The 24,676-nt window shown below is 64.3% G+C and carries 31 protein-coding genes; 2 read left to right on the forward strand and 29 right to left on the reverse strand.

The window, feature by feature from the left end; all coding sequences use genetic code 11:
* Positions 1-2 precede the first annotated feature (2 nt).
* From rpmD to BIGA_RS06160, 21 genes are all read right to left on the reverse strand, one after another.
* A complete protein-coding gene (gene rpmD / locus BIGA_RS06060) occupies positions 3-188 on the reverse strand; it encodes a 50S ribosomal protein L30 (RefSeq protein ID WP_033505231.1) in 186 nt (61 codons plus the stop codon).
* Complete coding sequence (gene rpsE, locus BIGA_RS06065; protein WP_033505233.1) at positions 188-910, reverse strand: 30S ribosomal protein S5; 723 nt, start codon at positions 908-910, stop codon at positions 188-190. The genes rpmD and rpsE overlap by 1 nt, the downstream gene beginning before the upstream one ends.
* Positions 907-1,275, reverse strand: coding sequence for a 50S ribosomal protein L18 (gene rplR, locus BIGA_RS06070; protein WP_033505235.1), 369 nt, complete (start codon positions 1,273-1,275; stop codon positions 907-909). The genes rpsE and rplR overlap by 4 nt, the downstream gene beginning before the upstream one ends.
* A 1-nt stretch (position 1,276) precedes the next feature.
* Positions 1,277-1,816, reverse strand: coding sequence for a 50S ribosomal protein L6 (gene rplF / locus BIGA_RS06075; RefSeq protein WP_033505237.1), 540 nt, complete (start codon positions 1,814-1,816; stop codon positions 1,277-1,279).
* A gap of 17 nt (positions 1,817-1,833) precedes the next feature.
* Entirely contained in the window at positions 1,834-2,232 is a 399-nt protein-coding gene (gene rpsH, locus BIGA_RS06080; RefSeq protein ID WP_033505239.1) for a 30S ribosomal protein S8, read from the reverse strand.
* An 85-nt stretch (positions 2,233-2,317) separates the two neighbouring features.
* Positions 2,318-2,503: a type Z 30S ribosomal protein S14 gene (locus BIGA_RS06085; protein WP_004114370.1), complete on the reverse strand. Its 186-nt coding sequence runs from the start codon at positions 2,501-2,503 to the stop codon at positions 2,318-2,320.
* Position 2,504: 1 nt separating this feature from the next.
* On the reverse strand, positions 2,505-3,077 hold the full coding sequence (gene rplE, locus BIGA_RS06090) for a 50S ribosomal protein L5 (protein ID WP_033505242.1): 573 nt from the start codon (positions 3,075-3,077) through the stop codon (positions 2,505-2,507).
* Positions 3,074-3,409: a 50S ribosomal protein L24 gene (gene rplX / locus BIGA_RS06095; RefSeq protein ID WP_033505243.1), complete on the reverse strand. Its 336-nt coding sequence runs from the start codon at positions 3,407-3,409 to the stop codon at positions 3,074-3,076. Before rplX ends, rplE begins: the two co-directional genes overlap by 4 nt.
* A 2-nt stretch (positions 3,410-3,411) precedes the next feature.
* Positions 3,412-3,780 carry a 50S ribosomal protein L14 gene (gene rplN, locus BIGA_RS06100; protein WP_003808038.1) on the reverse strand — a complete coding sequence of 123 codons (369 nt, stop codon included), beginning with the start codon at positions 3,778-3,780 and terminating at the stop codon, positions 3,412-3,414.
* A 91-nt stretch (positions 3,781-3,871) separates the two neighbouring features.
* Positions 3,872-4,132 (reverse strand): 30S ribosomal protein S17, encoded by a 261-nt coding sequence (rpsQ, locus tag BIGA_RS06105; RefSeq protein ID WP_033505245.1) that lies wholly within the window; start codon positions 4,130-4,132, stop codon positions 3,872-3,874.
* Positions 4,133-4,134: 2 nt separating this feature from the next.
* The gene (rpmC, locus tag BIGA_RS06110; RefSeq protein WP_033505247.1) at positions 4,135-4,392 is read right to left on the reverse strand and encodes a 50S ribosomal protein L29; all 258 of its coding nucleotides are present in this window, start codon (positions 4,390-4,392) and stop codon (positions 4,135-4,137) included.
* On the reverse strand, positions 4,392-4,811 hold the full coding sequence (gene rplP / locus BIGA_RS06115; protein WP_033505249.1) for a 50S ribosomal protein L16: 420 nt from the start codon (positions 4,809-4,811) through the stop codon (positions 4,392-4,394). Before rplP ends, rpmC begins: the two co-directional genes overlap by 1 nt.
* A gap of 4 nt (positions 4,812-4,815) precedes the next feature.
* Positions 4,816-5,634, reverse strand: a complete 819-nt coding sequence (rpsC, locus tag BIGA_RS06120; RefSeq protein WP_033505251.1) for a 30S ribosomal protein S3 — start codon at positions 5,632-5,634, stop codon at positions 4,816-4,818.
* Between the two features lie 2 nt (positions 5,635-5,636).
* A complete protein-coding gene (rplV, locus tag BIGA_RS06125; protein WP_033505252.1) occupies positions 5,637-5,996 on the reverse strand; it encodes a 50S ribosomal protein L22 in 360 nt (119 codons plus the stop codon).
* Positions 5,997-6,012: 16 nt separating this feature from the next.
* A complete protein-coding gene (gene rpsS, locus BIGA_RS06130) occupies positions 6,013-6,291 on the reverse strand; it encodes a 30S ribosomal protein S19 (protein WP_015450968.1) in 279 nt (92 codons plus the stop codon).
* Positions 6,292-6,306: 15 nt separating this feature from the next.
* Positions 6,307-7,137, reverse strand: coding sequence for a 50S ribosomal protein L2 (rplB, locus tag BIGA_RS06135; protein ID WP_033505254.1), 831 nt, complete (start codon positions 7,135-7,137; stop codon positions 6,307-6,309).
* Between the two features lie 35 nt (positions 7,138-7,172).
* Complete coding sequence (gene rplW / locus BIGA_RS06140; protein ID WP_033505255.1) at positions 7,173-7,469, reverse strand: 50S ribosomal protein L23; 297 nt, start codon at positions 7,467-7,469, stop codon at positions 7,173-7,175.
* Positions 7,470-7,474: 5 nt separating this feature from the next.
* Complete coding sequence (rplD, locus tag BIGA_RS06145; RefSeq protein WP_033505257.1) at positions 7,475-8,137, reverse strand: 50S ribosomal protein L4; 663 nt, start codon at positions 8,135-8,137, stop codon at positions 7,475-7,477.
* Positions 8,138-8,143: 6 nt separating this feature from the next.
* Positions 8,144-8,794, reverse strand: coding sequence for a 50S ribosomal protein L3 (gene rplC, locus BIGA_RS06150; protein ID WP_033505260.1), 651 nt, complete (start codon positions 8,792-8,794; stop codon positions 8,144-8,146).
* Between the two features lie 17 nt (positions 8,795-8,811).
* Positions 8,812-9,120 (reverse strand): 30S ribosomal protein S10, encoded by a 309-nt coding sequence (gene rpsJ, locus BIGA_RS06155; protein ID WP_003827292.1) that lies wholly within the window; start codon positions 9,118-9,120, stop codon positions 8,812-8,814.
* Between the two features lie 458 nt (positions 9,121-9,578).
* On the reverse strand, positions 9,579-10,331 hold the full coding sequence (locus BIGA_RS06160; RefSeq protein WP_033505262.1) for a heparan-alpha-glucosaminide N-acetyltransferase: 753 nt from the start codon (positions 10,329-10,331) through the stop codon (positions 9,579-9,581).
* 205 nt (positions 10,332-10,536) lie between these two features.
* Here BIGA_RS06160 and BIGA_RS06165 point away from each other — a divergent pair, with 205 nt between their 5' ends.
* Entirely contained in the window at positions 10,537-11,343 is an 807-nt protein-coding gene (locus BIGA_RS06165; protein ID WP_081929537.1) for a YwiC-like family protein, read from the forward strand.
* Between the two features lie 169 nt (positions 11,344-11,512).
* Here BIGA_RS06165 and adhE read toward each other — a convergent pair whose 3' ends face one another.
* Entirely contained in the window at positions 11,513-14,245 is a 2,733-nt protein-coding gene (adhE, locus tag BIGA_RS06170; RefSeq protein ID WP_033505265.1) for a bifunctional acetaldehyde-CoA/alcohol dehydrogenase, read from the reverse strand.
* Positions 14,246-14,652: 407 nt separating this feature from the next.
* Here adhE and glgX point away from each other — a divergent pair, with 407 nt between their 5' ends.
* The gene (glgX, locus tag BIGA_RS06175) at positions 14,653-16,992 is read left to right on the forward strand and encodes a glycogen debranching protein GlgX (protein ID WP_081929539.1); all 2,340 of its coding nucleotides are present in this window, start codon (positions 14,653-14,655) and stop codon (positions 16,990-16,992) included.
* Positions 16,993-17,079: 87 nt separating this feature from the next.
* On the opposite strand, the gene rpsI is transcribed toward glgX, so the two are convergent.
* From rpsI to BIGA_RS06210, 7 genes are all read right to left on the reverse strand, one after another.
* A complete protein-coding gene (gene rpsI / locus BIGA_RS06180; RefSeq protein ID WP_033505266.1) occupies positions 17,080-17,565 on the reverse strand; it encodes a 30S ribosomal protein S9 in 486 nt (161 codons plus the stop codon).
* A 21-nt stretch (positions 17,566-17,586) separates the two neighbouring features.
* A complete protein-coding gene (gene rplM / locus BIGA_RS06185) occupies positions 17,587-18,036 on the reverse strand; it encodes a 50S ribosomal protein L13 (protein ID WP_033505267.1) in 450 nt (149 codons plus the stop codon).
* A 277-nt stretch (positions 18,037-18,313) separates the two neighbouring features.
* On the reverse strand, positions 18,314-20,479 hold the full coding sequence (malQ, locus tag BIGA_RS06190) for a 4-alpha-glucanotransferase (RefSeq protein ID WP_033505269.1): 2,166 nt from the start codon (positions 20,477-20,479) through the stop codon (positions 18,314-18,316).
* Positions 20,480-20,542: 63 nt separating this feature from the next.
* Positions 20,543-21,166: an AbrB family transcriptional regulator gene (locus BIGA_RS06195; protein WP_051917137.1), complete on the reverse strand. Its 624-nt coding sequence runs from the start codon at positions 21,164-21,166 to the stop codon at positions 20,543-20,545.
* A gap of 51 nt (positions 21,167-21,217) precedes the next feature.
* Positions 21,218-21,862, reverse strand: a complete 645-nt coding sequence (locus BIGA_RS06200; protein ID WP_033505490.1) for an IMPACT family protein — start codon at positions 21,860-21,862, stop codon at positions 21,218-21,220.
* 5 nt (positions 21,863-21,867) lie between these two features.
* A complete protein-coding gene (locus tag BIGA_RS06205; RefSeq protein WP_033505272.1) occupies positions 21,868-23,190 on the reverse strand; it encodes a CapA family protein in 1,323 nt (440 codons plus the stop codon).
* A 124-nt stretch (positions 23,191-23,314) separates the two neighbouring features.
* Entirely contained in the window at positions 23,315-24,343 is a 1,029-nt protein-coding gene (locus BIGA_RS06210; RefSeq protein WP_051917138.1) for an NAD(P)-dependent oxidoreductase, read from the reverse strand.
* Positions 24,344-24,676 lie beyond the last annotated feature (333 nt).

Genomic DNA, 24,676 nt, shown 5'->3' on the forward strand with positions numbered 1-24,676 from the left:
AATCAGTCAACCTCCTCGACGGTCACCAGATGGCGCACCGCGTTGACCAGACCACGGTTGCCCGGGGTGTCCTCACGGACCACGCTCTGGCCGATCTTACGCAGGCCGAGGGTCTGGACGGTGGCGCGATGGGCCGGCTTGGAACCGATGGTGCTGTGCACCAGAGTGATCTTCAAGTTCTTAGCCATCACTCACCATCCTTAGCGTTGGCGGCCTGAGCCTCTTCACGGGCCTTGCGGGCCTCGGCGATGCCCTGAGCGCGGGAGCGCAGCAGCGCATCCGGAGCGACCTCGTTGAGGGCCAGACCACGGCGGGCCGCGATCTCCTCCGGCTCTTCGAGCTGCTTCAGGGCGTCCACGGTGGCACGCACGACGTTGACCGCGGTGGCGGAACCCATCGACTTGGTCAACACGTCAGTGATGCCGGCGCACTCCATGACGGCGCGGACGGCGCCGCCGGCGATAACGCCGGTACCGGGGGCGGCCGGGCGCAGCAGGACGGTGCCCGCGGCGTCATGGCCGATCACCGGGTGGACGACCGTGCCACGCACGCGCGGCACGGTGAACATGTGCTTCTTGGCGTCCAGCTGGCCCTTGGCGATAGCGGCCGGAACCTCACGGGACTTGCCGTAGCCGACACCGACGGTGCCGTTGCCGTCGCCGACCACCACGAGGGCGGCGAAGCTGAACGTACGGCCACCCTTGTGGGTCTTGGAGACGCGGTTGATGGTCACCACGCGGTCGAGCAGCTCGTCGCCGCGGTTCTCCTCGCGACGGTTGCGGCGCTCACCACGACGACCCTCACCACGCTGGCCACGACGCGAACGACGATCGTCGTTGCGCTCCTCGGCGGGCGCCTGAGTGTTCTGAGTTTCTTCAGCCACTTGGGTTTCCTTCTCGTTGTCGCTCACAGCTCCAGACCTCCCTCGCGGGCGCCTTCAGCAACAGCTGCGACGCGGCCATGATACTTGTTGCCACCACGATCGAACACCACCTTGGTGATGCCGGCGTCCTGGGCCTTCTTGGCGACGAGCGCGCCAACCTGCTTGGCGGCCTCGACCTTGGTGCCCTGGAAATCGGCCAGGTCGGCGATCGTCGAAGCGCTGACCAGGGTGATGCCCTTGGTGTCGTCGACGACCTGGGCGACCATGTGGCGGTTCGAGCGGGTGACCACCAGACGCGGACGCTCCGGGGTGCCGGTGATGCGCTTGCGAAGACGGGCGTGACGGCGCAGACGAGCGACCTTCTTGCCCTTACCGATAATCTGCACGGTCATATCACTTACCAGCCTTTCCAGCCTTGCGCAGGATACGCTCGTCGGCGTACTTGATGCCCTTGCCCTTGTAGGGTTCCGGAGCGCGCAGCTTACGGATGTTCGCGGCCACCTGACCCACAGCCTGCTTGTCGGTGCCCTTGACGATCACCTGGTTGGGGTTCGGCAGCTCGAACTCGATGCCTTCCGGCGGTTCGACGGTGATGGTGTGCGAATAGCCGAGCGAGAACTCGATGCCCTTGCCCTTCATCGCGGCACGGTAACCGGTGCCGATGATCTCCAGGGTCTTGGCGTAGCCTTCGTGCACACCCTTGACCATACCGGCGATGATCGAACGGCTCAGGCCATGCATGGCGCGGGTCGGACGGGTGTCATCAGCCGGGGTGAGGACGATCTCGTTGCCTTCGACGGCGGCGGAGATGCCCTGCGGGATAACGTAGGAGTCGGAACCCTTCGGGCCCTTGGCCGAGAAGTTCTGACCGTCGATAGTGACTTCCACGCCGGCCGGGATGGCGACGGGGAGCTTACCAATATGCGATGCCATGTGTCAGCTCTCCTTTCTCACCACACATAGGCGACGATCTCGCCGCCGATGCCCCGGTCGAGGCATTCCTTCTGGGTCAGCAGTCCCGAGCTCGTCGAGATGATCGCGATGCCGAGGCCGCCCAACGGCATGGGCAGCGCGTCGGACTTCGCGTAACGACGCAGGCCGGGCTTCGAGATGCGCTTGATGCCCTGGATCGAGCGCTCACCGTTCGGACCGTACTTGAGCGTGATCTCAAGAGTCTGGCCGACGCGGGCCTCCTTGGCGGTGAAGTCCTGGATGAAACCTTCACGCTTGAGGATCTCGGCGATGTTCGCCTTGAACTTCGAGTACGGCATATCCACGGTCTCGTGCTTCGCCGCGCTCGCATTACGCAGACGCGTAAGCATGTCTGCGATCGGATCTGTCATTGTCATGTGGGCTAGCGCCCTTTCTCGCCGTGGTTTCCGCCGCCCTTACCCCATGCCGGGGATTCGGGCCGCGGACCTTCAGCGTCGATGTTTACCAACTGGACTTCGTAACTCCGGGCAGCTCGCCACGGTGGGCCTTCTCACGAAGGCAGACGCGGCACAGGCCGAACTTGCGGTAGACGGAGTGGGGACGACCGCACACCTGGCAGCGCGTGTACGCGCGCACCTTGAACTTCGGCTTGGCGGCCGCCTTGTTCTTCAGAGCGGTTTTTGCCATATCAGTTCTCCTTGAAGGGGAAGCCCAGGTGCTTGAGCAGCGCGCGGGCCTCGGTGTCGTCCTTGGTGCTGGTCACCACGGTGATGTCCATACCACGCTGGTGATCGATCGCATCCGGATCGATCTCGTGGAACATGGACTGCTCCGTGAGGCCGAAGTTGTAGTTGCCGTTGCCGTCGAACTGGTTGCCGTTGATGCCGCGGAAATCGCGGATACGCGGCAGGGCCAGGGTCAGCAGACGGTCGAGGAACTCCCACATGCGATCGCCGCGGAGCGTCACATAGGCACCGATGGCCTGGCCCTCACGCAGGTGGAACTGCGCGACGGACTTCTTGGCCTTGGTGATCTTCGGCTTCTGGCCGGTGATCAGGGTGAGGTCCTTGACCGCGCCTTCGATGAGCTTGGAGTCGCGAGCCGCGGCGCCGACGCCCATGGAGACGACGACCTTCTCGACACGCGCCACCTGCATCGGGTTGGAGTACTTGAACTCCTTCTCGAGCTCCGGCACGATCTGGTCCTTGTACTGCTGCTTCAGGCGCGGGGTGGCCGGCGCTTCGATAGTGGTATCGGTCATGCCAGCTCCTTTCCGGACTTCTTGGCAACACGCACGCGCACGGTCTTGACCTTGCCGTCGCGAGCCTCTTCCTTCACGATCACGCCCACGCGGGTCGGCTGCTTGGTCTCCGGGTCGATCAGCATCACGTTGGAGCGATGGATCGGGGCCTCGACGGAGACGATGCCGGACTGCTGACCCTGCTGGGTGGCGCGAACGTGCTTCTTGACAATCTGCACGCCTTCGACGATCAGGCGGTCGTTGGGCAGCACGCGGGTGACGGTGCCTTCCTTGCCGCGGTCCTTGCCGCGGATGACCTTGACCAGGTCGCCGGTCTTGATCTTGGCTACCATGCTCAGATCACCTCCGGGGCGAGGGACACGATCTTCATGAAGCGCTTGTCGCGCAGCTCACGACCGACCGGTCCGAAGATACGAGTGCCCTTCGGTTCACGGCCGGAGCCGAGAATGACGGCGGCGTTCTCGTCGAACTTGATGTAAGAGCCATCGACACGGCGATGCTCCTTGACGGTGCGGACGACGACGGCCTTGACCACGTCGCCCTTCTTGACCGACCCGCCAGGGATCGCGTCCTTGACGGAGGCGACGATCACGTCGCCGATGCCGGCATAGCGTCGCTTCGATCCGCCGAGCACTCGGATGGCCAAGAGTTCCTTGGCACCCGTGTTGTCGGCGACATGAAGCCGCGTTTCCTGCTGAATCATTGATTCTCCTTAGCCGAGCTGGTTCTCCCCGAGCACCCCGCCCGCTCGCGAAAAGCGGGCGGGGTGACTCGCGGAGCCTTGCCGAACTTATTTACTTGGCGCGCTCGATGATCGAGACGAGACGCCAACGCTTGGTCTTGCTCAGGGGCCGAGTCTCCATAATACTCACGAGGTCGCCAACGTGGGCTTCGCCGTGTTCATCATGGGCCTTGACCTTGCGGGTGGAGCGGACGACCTTGCCGTACAGCGGGTGGGTCGAACGCTGCTCGAGCTCGACGGTGATCGTCTTGTCCATCGCGTCGGACACGACGTAACCGCGACGAACCTTGCGGAAGTTGCGCTCTTCAGCCATGCTTACTTCTCCTCAGTCTTCGTTTCGGTCGCCTCGGGCGCCTGGCTGATGCCGAGCTCACGCTCGCGCAGGACGGTGTACATCCTGGCGATGTCGTGCTTGACCGCCTTGAGGCGGGCGGTGTTCTCGAGCTGACCGGTGGCCGACTGGAAGCGCAGGTTGAACAGCTCTTCCTTGGACTTCTTCAGGAAGCCCTCGATCTCGGCATTGGTCTTCTCGTTGAGATTCTGGATGGTGTAGTCTGCAGTTCCGACCGACATCAGATGTCACCGCCTTCGCGAGCAATAACACGGCACTTCATGGGGAGCTTGTCGATGGCGCGGCGCAGGGCCTCGCGAGCGACTTCCTCCGAGACACCACCGATCTCGAACATCACGCGACCGGGGTGGATGTTGGCGATCCAGAACTCAGGCGTACCCTTACCGGAACCCATTCGGGTGCCCAGCGGCTTCTTCGTGAGCGGACGATCCGGGAACACGGTGATCCACACACGACCGCCACGCTTGATGTAACGGGTCATGGCGATACGGGCGGCCTCGATCTGACGGTTGGTCACATAGGCCGGAGCCAGCGCCTGGATGCCGAAATCGCCGAACGCGATCTCGTTGCCGCCCTTGGACATACCACTACGGGTAGGACGGTGCTGCTTGCGGTACTTGGTCCTCTTCGGGATAAGCATCAGCTCACTCCTTCGTTTCCGTTGCGGCAGGTGCCTCGGCGGCGGCCGGAGCCTCAGCCGCGGGGGCGGCCTCGACGGCGGCGTTCTGACGCTGGGCCGGACGGTTGCCACGGCGCGGGCGGCGATCGCCGCGACGGCCGGAGCGGTTGTTGCCCTGCTGCGCCTGCTGCTCTTCGAACTCACGCTCGGTCATGTCGCCCTTGTAGATCCACACCTTCACGCCGATGCGGCCGTAGGTGGTCTTGGCCTCGAAGAAGCCGTAATCGATCAGGGCGCGGAGGGTCTGCAGCGGAACGCGGCCCTCACGGTAGAACTCGGAACGGCTCATTTCCGCACCGCCGAGGCGGCCGGAGAGCTTGATACGGATGCCCTTGGCGCCGGCGCGCATCGCATCCTGCTGGGCCTTGCGCATCGCGCGACGGAAGGTCACGCGGTTGCTCAGCTGCTCGGCGATGCCCTGGGCCACCAGCTGGGCGTCCAGCGCAGCGTTCTTCACCTCGAAGATGTTGAGCTGGACCTGCTTGCCGGTGAGCTTCTCGAGCTTGGCGCGCACGCGCTCAGCCTCGGCGCCGCGACGGCCGATCACGATGCCCGGACGGGCGGTGTGGATGTCCACACGCACACGGTCGCGGGTGCGCTCGATGACGATGCGGGACACGCCCGCACGCTCGAGGTCCTTGCTCATGGCCTTGCGGATCTGATCGTCCTCGAGGACGAAGTCACGGTAGCGCTCGCCGACCTTGTTGGAGTCGGAGAACCAGCGCGAACGATGGTTCTCAGTGATGCCCAGGCGATAGCCAAAGGGATTGATCTTCTGACCCATCTTTAGCGGGCTCCTTCCTTGCTAGCGACGACGACCGTGATGTGGCTCGTGCGCTTGTTGATACGAGCGGCACGACCCTGGGCGCGGGCGCGGAAACGCTTGAGCGTCACGCCTTCGTCCACGTAGGTCTCCTTGATGACCAGATCGTTCTCGCGGAACGGCTCGCCGGCCTTGTCGGCCTTCACGCGAGCGTTGGCGATGGCGCTCTCCAGCGTCTTGAGCACCGGCAGAGCGGCGGACTGGGGGGCGAACTTGAGGATGGTGATGGCTTCGGTCGCCTGCTTGCCTCGGATGAGGTTGACCATGCGGCGAGCCTTGCGCGGCGTCACGCGGACGTGACGGGCGATTGCTTTAGCTTCCATAAGTCTTTACTCTCCTTTAGCGGCGGGCCTTCTTGTCGTCCTTCACGTGACCCTTGAAGGTCTTCGTGGGGGCGAACTCACCGAGCTTATGACCGACCATCGCCTCAGTGACGAACACCGGCACATGCTTGCGGCCGTCATGCACGGCGAAGGTGTGGCCGATGAAGTCCGGGGTGATCATCGAACGGCGCGACCACGTCTTGATGACGTTGTGCGTGCCCTTCTCGTTCTGCTCGTCGACTTTCTTCTGCAGGTGGGCGTCGACGAAGGGCCCCTTCTTGATGCTACGAGTCATCTTCTCGACACTCCCTTACTTGCGGTTCTTACCATTCGGACGACGACGAACAATCATCTTGTTCGAAGCCTTCTTCGGACGACGGGTACGAACTTCGCCCTTGCCCCACGGGGAAACCGGCGGCTTACCACCGCGGGTACGACCGCCGTGCGGGTGGTCGACCGGGTTCATGGACTCACCACGGGTGATCGGGCGCTTGCCCATCCAGCGGGCGCGGCCGGCCTTGCCGAGCTGAATGTTGGCGTGGTCGGAGTTGCCGACCTCACCGACGGTGGCGCGACAGCGGGCGTCCACATTGCGGATTTCGCCGGACGGCATACGCAGCTGGGCGTAGGCGCCATCCTTGGCGACGAGCTGGACGGCGGCACCGGCGGAGCGGGCGATCTTGGCGCCACCCAGCGGGCGGAGCTCGATCGCGTGCACCACGGTACCGGTCGGGATGTTGCGCAGCGGCAGGTTGTTGCCCGGCTTGATGTCGGCCTGGGCGCCGGTCTCGATGACGTCGCCCTGCTTGATGCCCTCCGGCGCGATGATGTAGCGCTTCTCGCCGTCGGCATAGTGCAGCAGCGCGATGCGGGCGGAACGGTTCGGGTCGTACTCGATGTGGGCGACCTTGGCCGGCACGCCGTCCTTGTCCCAGCGACGGAAGTCGATGAGACGGTACTGGCGCTTGTGGCCGCCGCCGCGATGGCGGGAGGTCATACGGCCGTAAGAGTTGCGGCCGCCAGTCTTGCTGAGCTTGCGAACCAGCGACTTCTCAGGCGTCGAGCGCGTGATCTCGGAGAAATCCGAGACCGAAGCGTTGCGGCGGCCCGCAGTCGTCGGCTTATAAACGCGGATAGCCATAATGTAGTTCTTCCTTTGACTTTGTCGGCTAGCCTTCAGTTACCAAAGATGTCGATCGTCTGGCCCTCGGCCACGGTCACGACGGCGCGCTTCTCATTGACGCGCTGGCCGAAACCGGTGCGGGTGCGCTGACGCTTGCCGGCGCGGTTGAGGGTGTTGACGTTCGTCACCTTGACCTTGAAGATCTCTTCGATAGCCTGCTTGATCTGCACCTTGTTCGCGTTCGGGGCCACCACGAAGGTGTACTGGCCGCGATCGGACAGGGCATAGCTCTTCTCGGAGACGACGGGCTTGAGGATGACGTCGTGGGCGGGCTTGTGAATAGCGACCATGGTGATCAGGCCTCCTTAGCCTTGGACTCGCCCTTCGCCTCGAGGAACGCTTCGAAGCCTTCCTTCGAGAAGACGACGTACTGGGCGGTGACCACATCGTACGTGTTCAGCTGATCGGCGAAGATCGGGTGAACGGTGGGGATGTTACGGACGGAGAGCCACTCGTTCACGTTGTCGCGGGAGAGCACGACGGTGGTGAACTTGTTCTCGGTCAGCGACAGGGCGGCGACCGCGGCCTTGGTGGACGGGGTCTCGCCGATGCCGAAGTCGACGACGGCGACGCGACCGGCGTTCGCACGATCGGAAAGCACGTAGCGCAGGGCGGCGGCCTTCATCTTCTTGGGGGTGCGCTGGTCATACTTGCGCGGAACCGGACCGTGGACGACGCCACCGTGGTACCACTGCGGAGCGCGGGTCGAGCCCTGACGGGCGCGACCGGTGCCCTTCTGCTTCCACGGCTTCTTGCCGCCACCGGAGACCGCGCCGCGGTTCTTCACGGCGTGGGTGCCCTGGCGGGCGGCGGCGAGCTGGGCGACGACGACCTGGTGCACCAGCGGCACGTGGGCCATGATCTCCTCGTTGGAGATGCCGAACAGCTCGGCCGGCGCTTCGACGGTGCCGGTGGCCTGGCCCTTGGCGTCAGTGACGTTCAGAGTAACGTTTGCCATGATTTATCAGGCTCCCTTCACTGCCGAACGGACGAGAACGATGCTGCCCTTGGGGCCCGGGATGGCGCCCTTGATGGCGAGAATGCCGTTCTCGACATCCGACGAGACGACGGTGAGATTCTGCACGGTGGAGGTCACATGGCCCATACGACCGGCCATGCGCTTGCCCTTGAGAATGCGGCTCGGGGTGGCGCAAGCACCGACCGAACCCGGACGACGCTCGTTCTTGTGCGAGCCGTGGGAACGACGGTAGGAGGCGAAGCCCCAACGCTTGATGGTGCCGGCGAAGCCCTTGCCCTTGGTGGTGCCGGTCACGTCGACCTGCACGCCCTCGGCGAACAGCTCGGCGGTCAGCTCCTGGCCGGGCTCGAACTCGTCCACATTGTCCGTGCGCACCTCAACGAGGTGACGGCGCGGGGTCACACCGGCCTTGGCGAAGTGACCAGCCAGCGGCTTGGTGACCTTCGTCGGGTCGATCTGGCCGTAGCCGAGCTGGACGGCCTTGTAGCCGTCGGTCTCCTCGGTCTTCACGGCGGTGACCACGTTGGTGGACACATCCACGAGCGTCACGGGCACGAAGAAGCCGTTTTCGTCCCAGACCTGCGACATGCCGAGCTTCTTGCCCAGCAACGCGGTGCGATTACCTTGATACGACATGACGGTTCCCTCCTCCCTTACAGCTTGATCTCGATGTTCACATCGGCGGGCAGATCAATGTGCATCAGGGAGTCCACAGCCTTCGGGGTGGGGTCCACGATGTCGATAAGACGCTTATGAGTGCGCATCTCGAAATGCTCGCGCGAATCCTTGTACTTGTGAGGAGAACGAATGACACAGAACACGTTCTTCTCGGTCGGGAGCGGAACCGGGCCCACCACCGTGGCACCCGCGTTCGTCACCGTTTCGACGATCTTCTTCGCCGATTGGTCGATGACCTCATGGTCATAGGACTTAAGCCTGATGCGGATTTTCTGTCCCGCCATTGCCGTCCGCCCTTTCTAGCGATTCGTTTACTGTTTACCATCCTGTTCCAGGGCACCGGCAGCCACACCGCGGAAGGCACAGCCTCCCATGGCGGTCCACATCAGTGCGCAGGCCCACGAGCATCCCACTGGTGAAAGGTGCTCGTCCTGCGCTCGCTTTTTTTGATTCAATTTGCGAGCCCGAAACAGGCAACTTGTTTATTAAACCACCTGGGGTGGCCTTAAGGAGTTCGGGCGTGTCGCCCTCACACTGTCATATCCCCTCGGCTCCTTGGTGTCGCCTCGGCGTCGCCTACCGGCAGTCCACCGGACTGCCGCCCTAACGGCTCCGCAGGCGTGTCGCCCTCACACTGTCACATCTCCTCGGCTCCTTGGTGTCGCCTCGGCGTCGCCTACCGGCAGTCCACCGGACTGCCGCCTTCACGGCTCCGCAGGCGTGTCGCCCTCACGCCTATGCGTCAGACGTAGCCGAACACGAGCATACAGATGAGCATGCAGACGGGCTGGTGGATGAGGTAGATCCAGATGCTGTACCTACCGACCGTCGACAGCGGCGCCAGTCCATGCCGCGCCACAGACTGCAACGGGCGGATTGCCATCACGAGCCGATTCAGGAAATACCCGCAGATATACAGGAACAGCCACGGCAGAATCGGGAAGTAGTCGCTGGAGCGGAATCCCGGGAACGGAAAGCCGAACGGGGTCAGCACGCGGCAGTCATACAGCCAATCGGGCAACTCCAACCGGAACACGCCCGGCACGCCCAGATACCCCAGCTGCACATCCTTGAACACCACGAACAGCGCAAAGGCCGCAACCAGTCCGATCGCCGCGGGGATCCGCCGCAACACCGGCTCCAGCGGCAGCATCAGCAGCACGGCGCAGCCGATGCAGTTGAGGATCCCGAACCACACCGCTTCGGCGGGCATGGCCAGCACCGTCACCCCACTGATCACCAGTCCCCAGACATTCAGCATGACGCCGCGTTTCACGTTGCCGCTTCTCCCCCACGCCCACACGAATCCGGAGACCAGGATGAACGTCCAGCAGATCGACTGCTGCCAGATATGCACGGCGGGTTGCGAGTACCAGGACGGGTCACGCCCGTAGACCATGAACACGTCGTAGCAGCAATGGAAGATCACCATGCTGATGATGGCGATCCCACGAATCGTGTCGATCAGGTCGTAGCGTGCCTCGCGCGTCGGCATTGCGTTCCTCCATCGTCGGCAGTTTCTTCGCACACTCTACCGCAGCCACCGTGACTCTGATCTATTCGGCCTGTTCGCTTATCCCGGAAACGCTGAGATTCCGGGGTTAGCATGACGAATCAGAGTCACGATAGATCAGAGTCCGGGAAAAGTGCGCAGAAAAATAGTCTGGACAGGGGCGGAGCACGCTGATTAACTGGAGAGCATGAACGTGAAACGAAGCGAACCGTCCCGACCATTGTCCACGAAGGACTGGGTTCCGGATCAGCCCGGAGCATGGGCCTTGGCGCTGCTACCCGCCTTGGCCGGCATGGTGATTGGAGGGTTCGACGTCGGCCGACTGTGGCTGACGGGCGCATGGCTGCTGTGCTACTGCGTGCAGTTCACGGCGGCGAGATGGCTACGGTCACGATTCCAGCGTCGATACCTGCCGCCGGTGCTGACCTACGCCGCGCTGTTAGCGGTTGCGGGCGTGCCGCTGTTGGCGATGCATCCGCTGATTCTGGTGTGGGCACCGCTGTATGCGGTATGCGCCGGCGTTTCGTTCCTGGGGGCGTGGCTGCGCAGAGAACGGTCGCTGTGGGCCAATGCGGCGGCGGTGATTGCCACGTCGATGATGGCATACGTGGTATATGCCTTCGACGCCCCCGATCTGTTGGAGCGGACCGGCATGGGGCTCGCGCTCGCCGGCATCTTCATGCTGACGCAGTTCGGATCGGTGCTGTATGTCAAGACGATGATCCGGGAACGTCGCAACAATCGATACCTTGCGGCGTCATGGATCTGGCATGCGGCGTTGCTGGCGTTGGCCTGCGCGGTTCCGGGCCGCACGGTGCCGATGATGATCATTGCCGCAATCCTTCTGCTCAGAGCGGTTGTGATGCCGTTGTTGGGGCGCAGGATCCGCATCAAGCCGATTGCTGTCGGGATGCTGGAGATGGTGCTCAGTGTGGCAGTATGCGCGTACGCGCCGTTCTGCGCGCCATGGATTTCGATGGCCTTAACGTTCTAGTCCAAACGGTGCAAGCACCACGGGGCTGCACCGGAAGAACCATCAGGGTTGGTGCAAGCAACAAGTACGACGAGTGTGGGGACACTGCGCACATATACATGGCCCCGGACGGATAACTGGTATCCGTCCGGGGCCCACATATCAGCCGATCAATGATCGGCGGTTACGCTCAGGCGCGCTCCGAAGCCTCTTCGGTCGCGGCCTCGCCCTGACGCTCGACGCGCAGGCGATGGCCCTCGGCCTGGGAGACGCCGTAGTAGGCGGCGATGGCGATGTCCTTCATGTCCTCGATCATCGGGATGCGCGGGTTCGCGGGGGCGCACTGGTCCTCGTAGGCGCGCATGCCGATCTCGTCGATGATGGACCAGTAGTAGTCCTCATCAACGCCGCAGTCCTGGAAGGACTTGTTCATCTGCAGCTTGTTGTCGCGGTAATCCTCCACGGCGCGGGCCAGGTTCTCGACGCCCTCGGCCGGGGTGTTGCCCGGGTTGATGCCAAGGTTCTTGGCGATCTCCTGATAGCGCTCCGGCGCGATGTACTTGTTGTACTTCGGCCAGCTGGTGGGCTCCAGCGGGATCTGGCCGTTGTAGCGGATCACATACGGCAGCAGGATGGAGTTGGTGCGGCCGTGGGCCACGTGGCACAGCGCGCCGATGGTGTGGGCCATGGCGTGGCACATGCCGAGGAAGGCGGAGCCGAAGGCCATGCCGGCCATGGTGGCGGCGTTGTGCATCTTCTCCTGGGCCTTGATCTTCTCCTCGCCGGGCTCGGCGTTGACCGAGGTAGCCAGGTTGTCCCAGATCAGCTTGGCCGCGTGCAGCGCCATGCCGTCGGTGAAGTCGTTGGCGTACACGGAGGCGTAGGCCTCGAAGGAGTGGGTCAGGGCGTCGAAGCCGGCGTCGCAGGCCAGCTTGCGCGGCTGGGTGCGGGCCAGGACCGGATCCACGATGGCGACCGACGGGGTCAGCGCGTAATCGGTGATCGGGTACTTGTAGCCGGTCTTGTGATCGGTGATCACGGCGAACGGCGTGACTTCGGAGCCGGTGCCGGACGAGGTCGGGATGCACACGAGCTTAGCCTTCTTGCCCAGCGGCGGGATCTTGAAGGCGCGCTTGCGGATATCGAAGAACTTCTCACGCACGTCGGAGAAGGAGATTTCCGGGTGCTCGTACAGCAGCCACATGATCTTGGCCGCATCCATCGGGGAACCGCCGCCGACCGCGATGATGGTGTCGGGCTCGAACTCCTCGCGCATCATCCCGGCGCCCTTCTCGACGGTCTCGACCGAAGGCTCCGGCTCGACGTAGTCGATGATGCGGAAGGTGACGCGGTTGGAACGGGCGCGCAGCTGGTCGATGACCTTGTCCACGATGCCCAGCTGCTCCATGACCTTGTCGCAGACGATGACGGCCTTCTCGATGCCGTACATGTCACGCAGGTACTTGATCGCGTTCGGCTCGAAGTAGGTCTTGGCCGGGATCTTGAACCACTGCATGTTGTTGTTCCTCCGAGCGATGCGCTTGATGTTGATGAGGTTCACGGCCTGGACGTTGCCGGAGACGGAGTTGCCGCCGTAGGAGCCGCAGCCCAGGGTCAGCGACGGGGCGATGGCGTTGTAGATGTCGCCGACGCCGCCGAGCGAGCTCGGGGAGTTCCAGATCACGCGGCAGGCATGCATGCGCACGCCGTACTCACGCACGAGATCCTGGTTGTTGGTGTGGATGACGGCGGTGTGGCCGGCGCCGTGCACGAGCATCTGCTCGCACATCTTGAAGCCGGTTTCCTTGTCCGGGGACTTGAGCACGGCCTGGACCGGGCACAGCTTCTCCATGGTCAGCGGCTCGTTCTCGCCGACTTCCTTGCACTCGGCGCAGATGATGGTGGTGTCCTCGGGGATCGAGAAGCCGGCGGCGTTCGCGATGAAGTGCGGGGACTTGCCCGGAACCACGCTGTTGAGCTTCGGGGTCTGGCCCGAGTAGGCGGTGCAGCCGAACATGTACTGCTCGAGCTTGGCCTTCTCCTCGTCGGTGACGAAGTAGGCCTTGCGGCGCTTGAGCTCCTGGACCAGCGGGTCGTACACGTCCTTGTCGGCGATGATGGCCTGCTCGGTGGCGCAGATCATGCCGTAGTCGAAGTGCTTGGAGAGCACCAGGTCGTTGGCGGCGCGGACGATGTCCACGTCCTTGTCCACATAGGCCGGGGCGTTGCCGGCGCCCACGCCGAGGGCGGGCTTGCCGGAGGAGTACGCGGCGGTGACCATGCCCGGGCCGCCGGTGGCCAGGATCGTGGCGATGCCGGGGTGCTTCATCAGCGCGCCGGTGGCCTCGATGGACGGGTGCTCGATCCACTGAATGCAGTTCTCCGGGGCGCCGGCCTCGATGGCGGCGTCACGCACGATGCGGGCGGCTTCAGCGGAGCACTTCTGGGCGAACGGGTGGAAGCCGAAGACGATCGGGCAGCGGGTCTTCAGCGCGATCAGCGACTTGAAGATCGCGGTGGAGGTCGGGTTGGTGACCGGGGTCACGCCGGCGACGACGCCGACCGGCTCGGCGACCTCGTCGATGCCCATGACGTCGTCCTCGCGGATGATGCCGACGGTGCGCTGGCCAGCCAGGTAGTTGGTCACATGCTCGCAGGCGAAGATGTTCTTGGTGGCCTTGTCCTCCACCAGGCCACGGCCGGTCTCCTCGACGGCCATCTTGGCCAGCACGAGATGCTTGTTCAGCGCCGCGATGGACGCCTTGGCGACGATGTGGTCGATCTGCTTCTGGTCGAGCTTCTCGAACTCCTCAAGGGCCTTGAGACCCTTCTTGACCAGGGCGTCGACCTCGGCCTCAGCCGCCGCGAGCTTCTCCTCGGGGGTCGGCTTGGCCGGTGCCGCATTCTTCTTTGCTTCTGCCACTTCGGTCCTCCTCGATCTTGATAGATGCAAAGGTGTCTCTCTCCCGCCTCGAACGTCAAGGCGGAACCGTCACGAAAATCTGTGACCTGCATCACAATCTAGCCGATAAACCCTACTTTTTGCCGGGTGGTTCGAATTGAGCGTGTCATGATTGAAGACTGACCGGAAACGTTCGATTACGGTAGCTTTTTGTTCGCTTTCCCGCTGAAACGCTCATTGAATGTTCTCTGTTGTTTCTTTCGTTTCATGTTATCGCTACCAGTTCACTGGGGCCTCATCAAGTGGAACAGACGGCATGCGCCGGCCGCAGCCGGACCACGGCACCCCGGAGAACAGTCGATGCAGCGGAAACGCCAGTTCATCCTCCGGCATCGGCAACCCCGGGCGGCACTCCGTACAATGGTCGTATGAAGAACCCGACACTGCACCGCTATGCCACGCGTCCGGGATTCTACTTCACCGACGATGGTGGAGCCGACGTTGTGGTCCGATCCGAGAACGCCGATCAGGTATGGATGAGCGTCATCGAACCACTGGGACGCCCCACGGCTTTCTTCAATGAGGCGATCCGCCTGGTGGACGACCCGAGCACGCCGTTCGTGGCGCAGATCCGCAACTACCCCGTGTCCACACGCATCATCGAATCCCTGAATCTGCGCGAGACGCTGTTCCGCATGAGCGGCCCGAACTACGGCCTGTGGTACGTGCACCTGCCCAAGGCCTGGGATGGCATGCGCTACGGCTTCCGCGTGGACGGCACCTGGGACCCCAAGCACGGCGTGCGGTTCAACCCGTACAAGTTCCTCATCGACCCGCACGGCAAAGGCATCGACGGGCGCATGGAGCTGGACCCGGCGGCGTTCTCCTACCAGTGCGACATTGTGGACGGCAAGGTCAAGGGATCGGCGTGGGGTGCGATGAGCACCATCGACTCACTAGGCAAGGTGCCGATGTCGGTGGCGATCGACGACCGCGACGAGTCCAAGCACGAGGGCGAGCCCGACCACCCGCACGTCCCGTGGAGCAAAACCGTGATCTACGAGCTGCACGTCAAGGGGTTCACCGCCGACGCCCCGTGGCTGCCGGCGGAGCTGCGCGGCACCTACGCCGGTCTGGCGCACCCCACCACGCTCTCCTATCTCCAACGGCTGGGCGTGACCTCCATCGAGCTGCTGCCGATCCAGGCCAAGCAGGACGAACTGTTCCTGCAGGAGCGCGGCGGCACCAACTACTGGGGATACTCCACGCTGAGCTATTTCGCGCCGGAGCCCTCCTACGCCACCCGCAACGCGCAACGCAAGGGTGCGGCGGCCGTGCGCAAGGAGGTCATCGACATGGTGCGCGCCCTGCACGAGGCGGGCTTCGAGGTCATCATGGACGTGGTGTACAACCACACCTGCGAGGGCGGTGTGGAGGGACCGACCGTCTGTTGGCGCGGACTGGACACGCTCACCTACTACCGCCAGCAGAAGGGCAATCCCGGTCGGCTGGAGGATACGACCGGCTGCGGCAACACGCTGGACTTCACGAATACGCCGGTGGTAGCGTTCGCCATCGACTCGCTGCGGTACTGGGCCAAGCGTATCGGCATCGACGGCTTCCGATTCGACCTAGCCGCCTCGCTGGCGCGTCTGGACGGCGAATTCACCAAACACCACCCGTTCCTGTACGCGCTGCGCAGCGACCTGCTGCTCGGCAACCTCAAGATCATCATGGAGCCGTGGGATCTGGGCAATCAGGGCTGGCGCACCGGCCAGTTCGGACTTCCGTTCGGCGAGTGGAACGATCGCTTCCGCGATACGACGCGCACGTTCTGGCTCTCCGACGTGGCCGCCGGCACCAAGTCCGGCAGCATCGGCATGCAGGAGATCGCCACGCGACTATGCGGCTCGGCCGACCTGTTCGCCACCGACCCCGGTCGCGGCGCGACAGCATCGATCAACTTCGTGTCCTGCCACGACGGGTTCACGCTCACCGATCTGACCCGGTACGCAGTCAAGCACAACGAGGCCAACGGGGAGAACAACATCGACGGCTCGAACACGAACCATTCGGCGAACTTCGGCGTGGAGGGCCCGAGCGTGGACGCCAGGGTGGAGGCCAAGCGCGAGCGGGCGGCCATGAACATGTTCGGCATGCTGCTGCTCTCGCTCGGCACGCCGATGCTGCTGGCCGGTGACGAGTTCCGCAACACGCAGGAGGGCAACAACAACGCCTACTGCCAGGACAACGCCATCACCTGGCTGAACTGGGATTGGATGCGCAAGAACAGCGATTCCCCCGAACGCCGGCGCATCGATGCGGTGTCGGAGCTCATCGCCATCCGCAAATCGCTGGAGCTGTTCCACCACGAGGACTTCTTCACACGGCTGACCCAGCTCGGACTGCTCAAACCGTCCAGCCGGGTGCAGTGGTTCCTGCCGGACGGCACCACGCCGATGGAGGGCGACTGGTTCGACACCTCGATCCGCAGCTTCACGATGCGGCTGACGTCCAACGAGGAAGTGGATGTGCTGATCGTGATCAACGGTATCGATAAGGCGATGGATTTCCACCTGCCCGCGGACAGCATGTGGAAGTGCCTGTGGAGTTCGGCGGTGACCAGCGGCGACGAGCCGAAGCGCAAGACGGTTCGCGTGCGCAAGACTGCGGGCGCCGCGGCCGCAACTGTACCGCCCACGCCCGAAGACAACGTGTGGCGCGTGCCCGCGCTAAGCATCAGCCTGATCCAACAGATCGACTGGTAACGCACCGACTTGTATCACAGTCCGTGAATACGAAGCAGGGGTCCAACCCGTGAGGATTGGCCCCCTGCTTCGTATAGCCGGTAAGGCTTAGCGCTTCGAGAACTGCGGAGCGCGACGAGCCTTGTGCAGACCAGCCTTCTTGCGCTCCACGACGCGGGCGTCGCGGGTCAGGAAGCCGGCCTTCTTCAGGGCGGCGCGATTCGCATCACGATCGATGGCGTTGAGCGCACGGGCCACGCCGAGGCGGATGGCGCCGGCCTGGCCGGTGGTGCCGCCACCGTCGACGAGGACGATGCAGTCGAACTTGCCTTCGAGCTTCAGCAGCACGATCGGGGAGTTGACCTCACGCTGCAGCAGCTTGGAGGGGAAGTACTCCTCCAGGGTGCGGCCGTTGATGGTCCACTTGCCGGTGCCGGGGACGAGACGCACGCGGGCGACGGCCTCCTTGCGACGACCCGTGCCGTAGCCCGGGGCGATGGTGGAGGTGCCGGTGCCAGCGCCGGAGTTGGTCTCGGTGGTGTAGGAGGTGAGCTCTTCGGTCTCAAGAACCGCGGAGTTGTTGTTCTCAGCCATGATGTTCTATCTCCCTTCGGTTCACTTGCCCTGCTGCGAGACCTGGGTGATCTCGAAGGTCTGCGGCTTCTGCGGCGTGTGAGGATGCTCCTCGCCGGCGAAGATGTGCAAACGATCCAGCTGCACCTTGGAAAGACGGTTCTTCGGCATCATGCCCTTCACCGCGGCCATGATGATGCGCTCGGGCTTATTCTGCATCAGCTCGGCGTAGCTGTCACGACGCAGACCGCCGGGACGACCGGAGTGAGAATAGAGTTCCTTGCCCATCTTGTTGCCGGTCAGCGCGATCTTGGAAGCGTTGATGACGATCACATGGTTGCCGGAATCGGCATGCGGAGCGAACGTCGGCTTGTTCTTGCCGCGCAGGAGGGTCGCCACATGGGTGGCGAGACGGCCGAGCACCACGTCGGTGGCGTCCACGATGTACCAGTCATGAGTCAGATCAGCTGGCTTCGGTGTGAAAGTTTTCACGATGTACCTTTTCTATATATTGTGTTCCGGGCCTCAGCCAGTCGCGTGAAGCAGTCGCGCCTGCCGTCGGCCTCATTATCCGTGGGCTCCCTGAAAGTCCTCGATGGCGAGTGGGAAAGCGCTTTGAAGGACCCCGTAGGGAAACACAACAATCGACTAGTATATCAGCGCCCTTGACTTTGCGGAACCGCCGTGTTGCCGACCGGTTCCGATCCGTAAACGGCGCAAGCCCCTCCTTACGGAGGGGCTTGACGCGTACGGTTCGAGACCGCCGGGCTCAGGACTGCATGATGGCGGTCAGGGACTGCAGACGGGCGTTGTCGAACAGCGTCTCCAGCGGGACCACATTCCCCTGTGCATCAGCCAGCGGCACACGCCAGTTCGGATACTCGTTGTTGGTGCCCGGCTGGTTCTGCGCGCGATGCTCGCCGACCGCGTCGGTCAGCGAGGCGGCCAGCAGCTTGGACGGCGCGGCCTTGAGCGCACGGTACAGCGATTCCACGATCTGCTGTTCGTTGGCGTGCTCGTCCTCCAGCAGCTTCGGGTCCAGGTAGCCGTTATCCACCAGCATCATCAGCATGGCGTTGTGCTCCTTGACGGCGCTCGCCTGGAACTCCTGCGCGGAGCAGGTCAGCAGGTTGAGCCGTTCGCGGATGCGCACATGCTCGTAATCCAGATATCCGGCGCACGGCGGCAGGTCGTGGGTGTTCACCGACGCCAGCGCGTACGGGCGCCAGGTCCTGGGCTCATGGAACACGCCGTCGGTCTGCTCGAACCATTCGACGGCGCAGCCCAACAGCCCGTGTTCGGCCAGCGAATCGGCCACGTACTCCGGCACCACGCCAAGGTCCTCGCCGACCACCACGCCGCCGACACGGGAGGCCTCGATGGCCAGGATGCCCAGCATGATGTCCGAATCGTAGTAGACGTAGGCGCCCTCCGTGGCGGACTTGCCCTCCGGGATCCACCACAGGCGGAACAGACCGAGGATGTGGTCGATCCGTACGGCGCCGGACTGGGCGAACATGCCGTGCACGATGTCGCGGTAGGTGCGGTAGCCGTTGTTCTCCAGGTCGATCGGGCTCAGCGGCGGCTGGCTCCAGTTCTGCCCCTGCTGGTTGAAGAAGTCCGGCGGCGCGCCGACGGTCGCCCCCTTGGCGAAACGCTCCGGATTCCACCAGACATCGCAGCCGAGCGGATGGACGCCCACGGCCATATCGGCCATGACGCCGATCTGCATGCCAGCTTCCTTGGCTGCTTCCTGGGCGCTGCGGAACTGCTGGGTGGCGACCCACTCCATCCAACGGTAGAAATCGAGCGTATCCGGGAACTGGTTGCGCAAGTCCGCGATCTGCGGGGAGTCCTTGGTCAGCGAACGCTCCCAGTTGTTCGGGTCCGCGCTCGGCGCGCCCCACTTGTCATAGCACAGGCACCATGTGGCGTAGGCTTCCAGTTCCTCGCCGCAGGACTGTTTGAACGCCTCGAACTCGGCCTGCCGGGCCTCGTTGCGTCCGACCTTGAACAGGATCCACAGGGCGTGCATCTTGGCGCGCCACATCGTGTCCCGGTCGATGATCTGCGGGTCGCCGTTCAACGCGGCCACGCCGTCGTGCAGATCGTTGATCTGAGCCTTGACCGATTCGTCCGCGGTGCGGTACTCCTCGATGGACTCGGGGCGGATATAGGTGAAGTTCACGAACCTGCGGGACACCGGCAGGTACGGCGACGGGGTCAGCGGGGAGACCGGTTCGGCCGCGTGCATCGGGTTGATCAGTACGAAATCGGCACCGGTGCGCTGCTTGGCGTCCACCAGCAGCGTCTTCAGGTCCTCGAAGTCGCCCACACCCCACGAGCCCGCGGAACGGATCGAATACAGCTGGGCCATCCAGCCCCACAGCTGGCCGCTCTTCAGCGATTCGGGCAGCTCCACGCGGCTGGGGGCGCTGATCAGCGTGGCGTCCTGGGTGCGGCCGTCCACCGACACATGCAGCGTGTGGTAGCCGACCGGCACATCGTCGGGGATCTCCACCAGCGCGGAGGCGATGAACCTGCCGTCGATGATATGCGCCTGCTGGCTGCCGTCGCCCACCACGGTCAACGTGCCTTCGTATGGTTCGCCGTTCTCCAGCGTGATGCCGGCCGTCGGCACGGACATGATGCTCGTATTGACCCGGATGTGGTCAGTCGTGCCGGCGGTGTGCAGCACCGTGGGCGCCACCAGGCGGCCGTACCGCTCATGCACAATGGCGTTGATGGACCGCTCGATGGCCTCATCACTGGAAGCGTCCACCCCCAATGCCGCCAGCACGTCAATCAGCACATCGTCTTCGATCTCGTGATAATCGTTGCTCTGACCGACATAGCTTGTTCCGATTCCCAGCATCTTTGCCAGTCGAATCAGCGGTCGGGACAGACGTTCCTCTTGTTCTCTCTGGTCAGTCATAGTCCCAGTGTAAAACGCCGTAAACCGCGCCACGCGGCGGACATGCCGAGAATACCAACGTTTTCAGCCTTGCGACAGCCGGCGTGAGGCCGCCTTGCGCACCTCCTCGGACGCATCCTGCGCCAATGCCGAGACCACCTCGTCCGGCGTATTGGGGTTCAGCGCCACCGCGCGGCGGATCATCGACGTGAGCACCGCGGGCCCTCCCGGCTCCCGGCTCACGCCGAATCCCGCCAGGAACGCCAGGGTCTCGGGACTGGTCCGCGGATCCTGCGCCCCCTCAAGCCGCATCTTCCACGATGTACGCGCGTTGCGCAGCGCGATCTCCCGGACCTCCGCGGACTCGTCCTTGGTCAGCCGACCGACCAGCCAGTTCTTGTCCTGTTCATTCGCGGCCACGGCCTTACGCACCTCGACCGACTCATCCTGGGCCAGCTTCACGAGGATGTTCGGGAACGGCATGGTCTGGGCCAAGGCGATGCGGTCCTCCAACGGCGTATGCGGATTGCCCGCCACGGCCTCCAGCAACGCCGTCGCACGCGAGTAGCCAGCCTGATCGGATTTATCCGGCAACGGACGACGGGCGAACTCGCTCAATTCCGCCGCATCGGTGGAATGCCGCAACCGTTCGTACACGGTCGTCAACGCCTCGAATTTCGGCTGCTGGGTCTGTGGTGCCTCTGTCATGCCCTCCAGCTTAGCCGGGACTTCGAACGACGGTACATATCTACCGGATATCTACTCCGCCAGCGGCACGGCGCGGTTGACCGCGTCCATCGTCTCCGGCACCACCGCCGCGTTGAACGTCTCCCGCAACCGGGTCTCGAACGTCTCCGCCTGTTCCATCGGCACCGACACCTCCACCGTCACCCGATCGGTGAACTCCTGTCCGGTCTGTTCGCCGTCGACCGCCGACACGATCCGCTGGAACGACCCGATCTGCGCGTACTCCAACCGCACCCGGTACATCCGGCACGGCACGATGCGCGCCCGTCTCGCCGCCTTGACCGCCAGCGACGCACCGGTCGAATACGCGCGGATCAGCCCTCCGGATCCCAGCAGAATCCCGCCGAAATACCGGGTGACCGCCACCGCGCAGTCGGTCAGGCCGTTCGCGCGCAGCACATCGAGGATCGGCTTGCCCGCCGTGCCGGAGGGCTCACCGTCGTCGCTCATCCGCTCGGACAGACGGCCGTCCGCCCCGCCGCAGATCGCCGCATACGCCACATGGCGCGACTTGGGGTGCCGTTCGCGAATCGTCTCCACGAACGCGAGCGCCTCATCCAGCGAATCCACATGGCAGGCGTCGCCGATGAACTCCGATTTCTTCTCCACCATCGCATCGTGCGCGGGGTCGTCCGGGGTGTTGAGCAGGGTGAACATCTCGGTCATAGCTCGTCGGTGATCCTCCATTCGCGTACCACGGTCTGGTCCGCGCCCATGGAATACACCACGTCCCAGATCCGTTGTCGCACCTGCGCGTCGTACTCCTCCGACCAGCAGGCGCCGTCGGGATGGTCCTGCGACAACGGGCACCACTGGTATACGCCCTGCCGCTTGTTGGCGGTCGGCAGCCAGTCGATGCGGCTGACGCGCCATGTGCCCGGCCGGCCCTTCTTGCCGGCGAACTGCACGCGCGCGGTGACGCCCTGGTTGTTGACGATGTTCTCCGGCGGCGCGTCCACCGTCAGCGCGTTGCCCAGCCCGTAGATGATCCAGGTGTCGTTGTACTGCTCGATCGGCTGGGCGCAATGGCAGCCCGCGCCGTAGATCACGTTGAACGCGCCGGTGTCGGCGAGCGCGTGGGCCTCGGCCACCTGCCAGGTGTCCGCGTCGGTCAGGTACTCCTGCACCGAGTGCATGGCCATGGCCACCACGTCGGCGCCCTGTTCGCGTGCTTTGTTCGCCTTGTCCACGGCCTTCTGGATGTCCGCGTCATGGTTCGGGTCGCCGAAGTCGCGCAGACGGTCGACGCGCCAGTCGTAGTCGGCGGTGAAGCCGTTGAGGGACACGGTGCCGGCGACCAGGCCGAGCGTACCGCCGCCGGTGGGCGATTCGATGAGCAGCGGCTCGTAGGATTCGGCCTCCGTGTTGTAGGAGCCGGTGTGGGCGATGCCCAGGCTGTCCAGCGTGGAGGTGAGCCGCTGGATGCCCTCGGCGCCCTGGTCCCAGGAGTGGTTGGTGGCGTGTGTGCAGGCCGTGTAGCCGACGCGGGCCGCGGAATCGGCGACCTCGGGCGGGATGTTGAAGACCGGGTAGCCGGTGTAGGGGCCGCCGCGTTGGGCGATGGGGGTTTCGAACTCGCATACGGCGATGTCCGATTTCTCGATGTACCGGCGCATCGGCTCGAACAGCGGGTCGAAGTTGAAGGCGGTGCCGTCGGTGGCGGTGGTGTCCGGGCCTTCGAAGTTCACCCACAGTTCGGGATGGAAGAGCAGATCGCCGTTGACCAGCATGGCGATGCAGTCGTCGTCCGGGCAGTCGGGGGAATTGCCGGGGTGCTTGACCACCGGGGTCGGCACGGCCGAATCGCGTTCCAGCGCCACCGTGGCCGGCCCTCGGTCTGCCGGTTCGGCGCCGTGGGGTTGGGCGAACACGAACCATGCGGCGATGCAGGCCAGGCAGGCCACCAACAAACCCAACGGCGCGATCCATCGTGCGGCGGCGTGCGGATCCCTGCGCACATGCCGGCCATATCGTTCCTGCGTCATTCTTCCCTCCCGATGCCGCTCATGAGCCGGGCCAACCAAACGGCCCGTATCCCCAGCTTACCCGTGCATGCCGGTCACCGCACGCCGTTGGCGAGCGCGACGCCTAGGTGCGGGGCGTCGGGAATCAGACGAGGACGTTGTACGCCCCGCCCTTCAGGAATTCCACCGCGGAGCGGACGTTCTGCTCGACCAGCGCGGCCAGCGCGCGGTCTGACCGCCAGGCGACATGCGGGGTGATGATGAGGTTCGGCAGCGTGCGCAACGGGTCGTCGTCCGGCAGGGGTTCCGGGGCGGTGACGTCGATGGCGGCGGCGATGTCCCCGCGACTCAGACGGCGCAGCATCGCGCCGGGTTCGATCAGTTCGGCGCGCGCCGTGTTGACCAGCAGTGCGCCGGGACGCATCAGGTCCAGCTGGGCTGGGCCGATGATGCCGCGCGTGGCGTCGTTGAGGGCCAGGTGCAGGCTGACGATGTCCGCGCGGGAGAAGACCTCGTCCATGGTGGCGGCGGATTCGGCGTTCAGGGCGGCGAGTTCCGCGGCGTCGGGGTGGCGGTCCCAGACCAGCAGGCGCAGGCCGATTCCGTGGGCGAGTCGGGACACGCGGCGTCCGATGCCGCCGAGGCCGATGATGCCGAGGGTCCTGCCGGACAGTTCCGTGATGTCCGCGCCGGGCCAGCCGCCCTGATGGGTGCGGGCGTTGAGCTCGCCGACGCGATGGGTGTGTTCGAACATGAGGGCGATGGCGTGCTCGGCCACCGCGTTGTCCCCATAATGCACGGCGTTGCAGATGGTGATGCCGAGGCGGCGGGCGGCCTCCAGGTCGATGAAGCTGACGGCGCCGGTGCCGCAGAACGTGATGCACCGTACACGCCCGGCAATCCGCTCCAACAGTCGCGCGGAAGCGCGGAACCCCGTAGACATGACCACGGTGGCGTCCGACATGCGGGCGGCGAGCACATCCTCGTCATCCGTCCAATCGGTGTGGATGCGCACGCGGGCCAGGCCGGCGAACTCGTCCAGCCGATCCCGCAGCAGCGTGGTCATCGAGGGGATGCTCACGGGCACCACAACGAGCGGCAGGTCGGCGCGGTCGGCATCGTATTCGATAACAGGCGGGAGCGATACGCGGCATTCACTGGCGGCGGCAATCATGCAGCCAGCTTAGCGCATGAGCCAACCAACACAGCAGCCAACCTCGACCGCGAAGCAAACGGATGCGCGATTGGCATGAACCGTTTCCGTATATATGACAAAGGGCCCCGGGATATTCCCGGAACCCTTGACGGCGGAGTCAGAGGGCATCATCTTCGACCCTCTGAAAACCCCTGTATTCCAACGTTTTCGCGCTCCCCCGCGTTCCGTCGTCCCCGTCCGCGCCCCTATTAGGGACGCGGCGTTACGCTCCGACACGTCATCGCATTCGGAAGGGAATAGGCTTCAGCCGAGCCGGCCGTCCGCCAGCCGCCAGGACGGCCGTATGAAAAG

It is taken from the genome of Bifidobacterium pullorum subsp. gallinarum (assembly GCF_000741215.1).
In the GTDB taxonomy this organism is placed as follows: domain Bacteria; phylum Actinomycetota; class Actinomycetes; order Actinomycetales; family Bifidobacteriaceae; genus Bifidobacterium; species Bifidobacterium pullorum_B.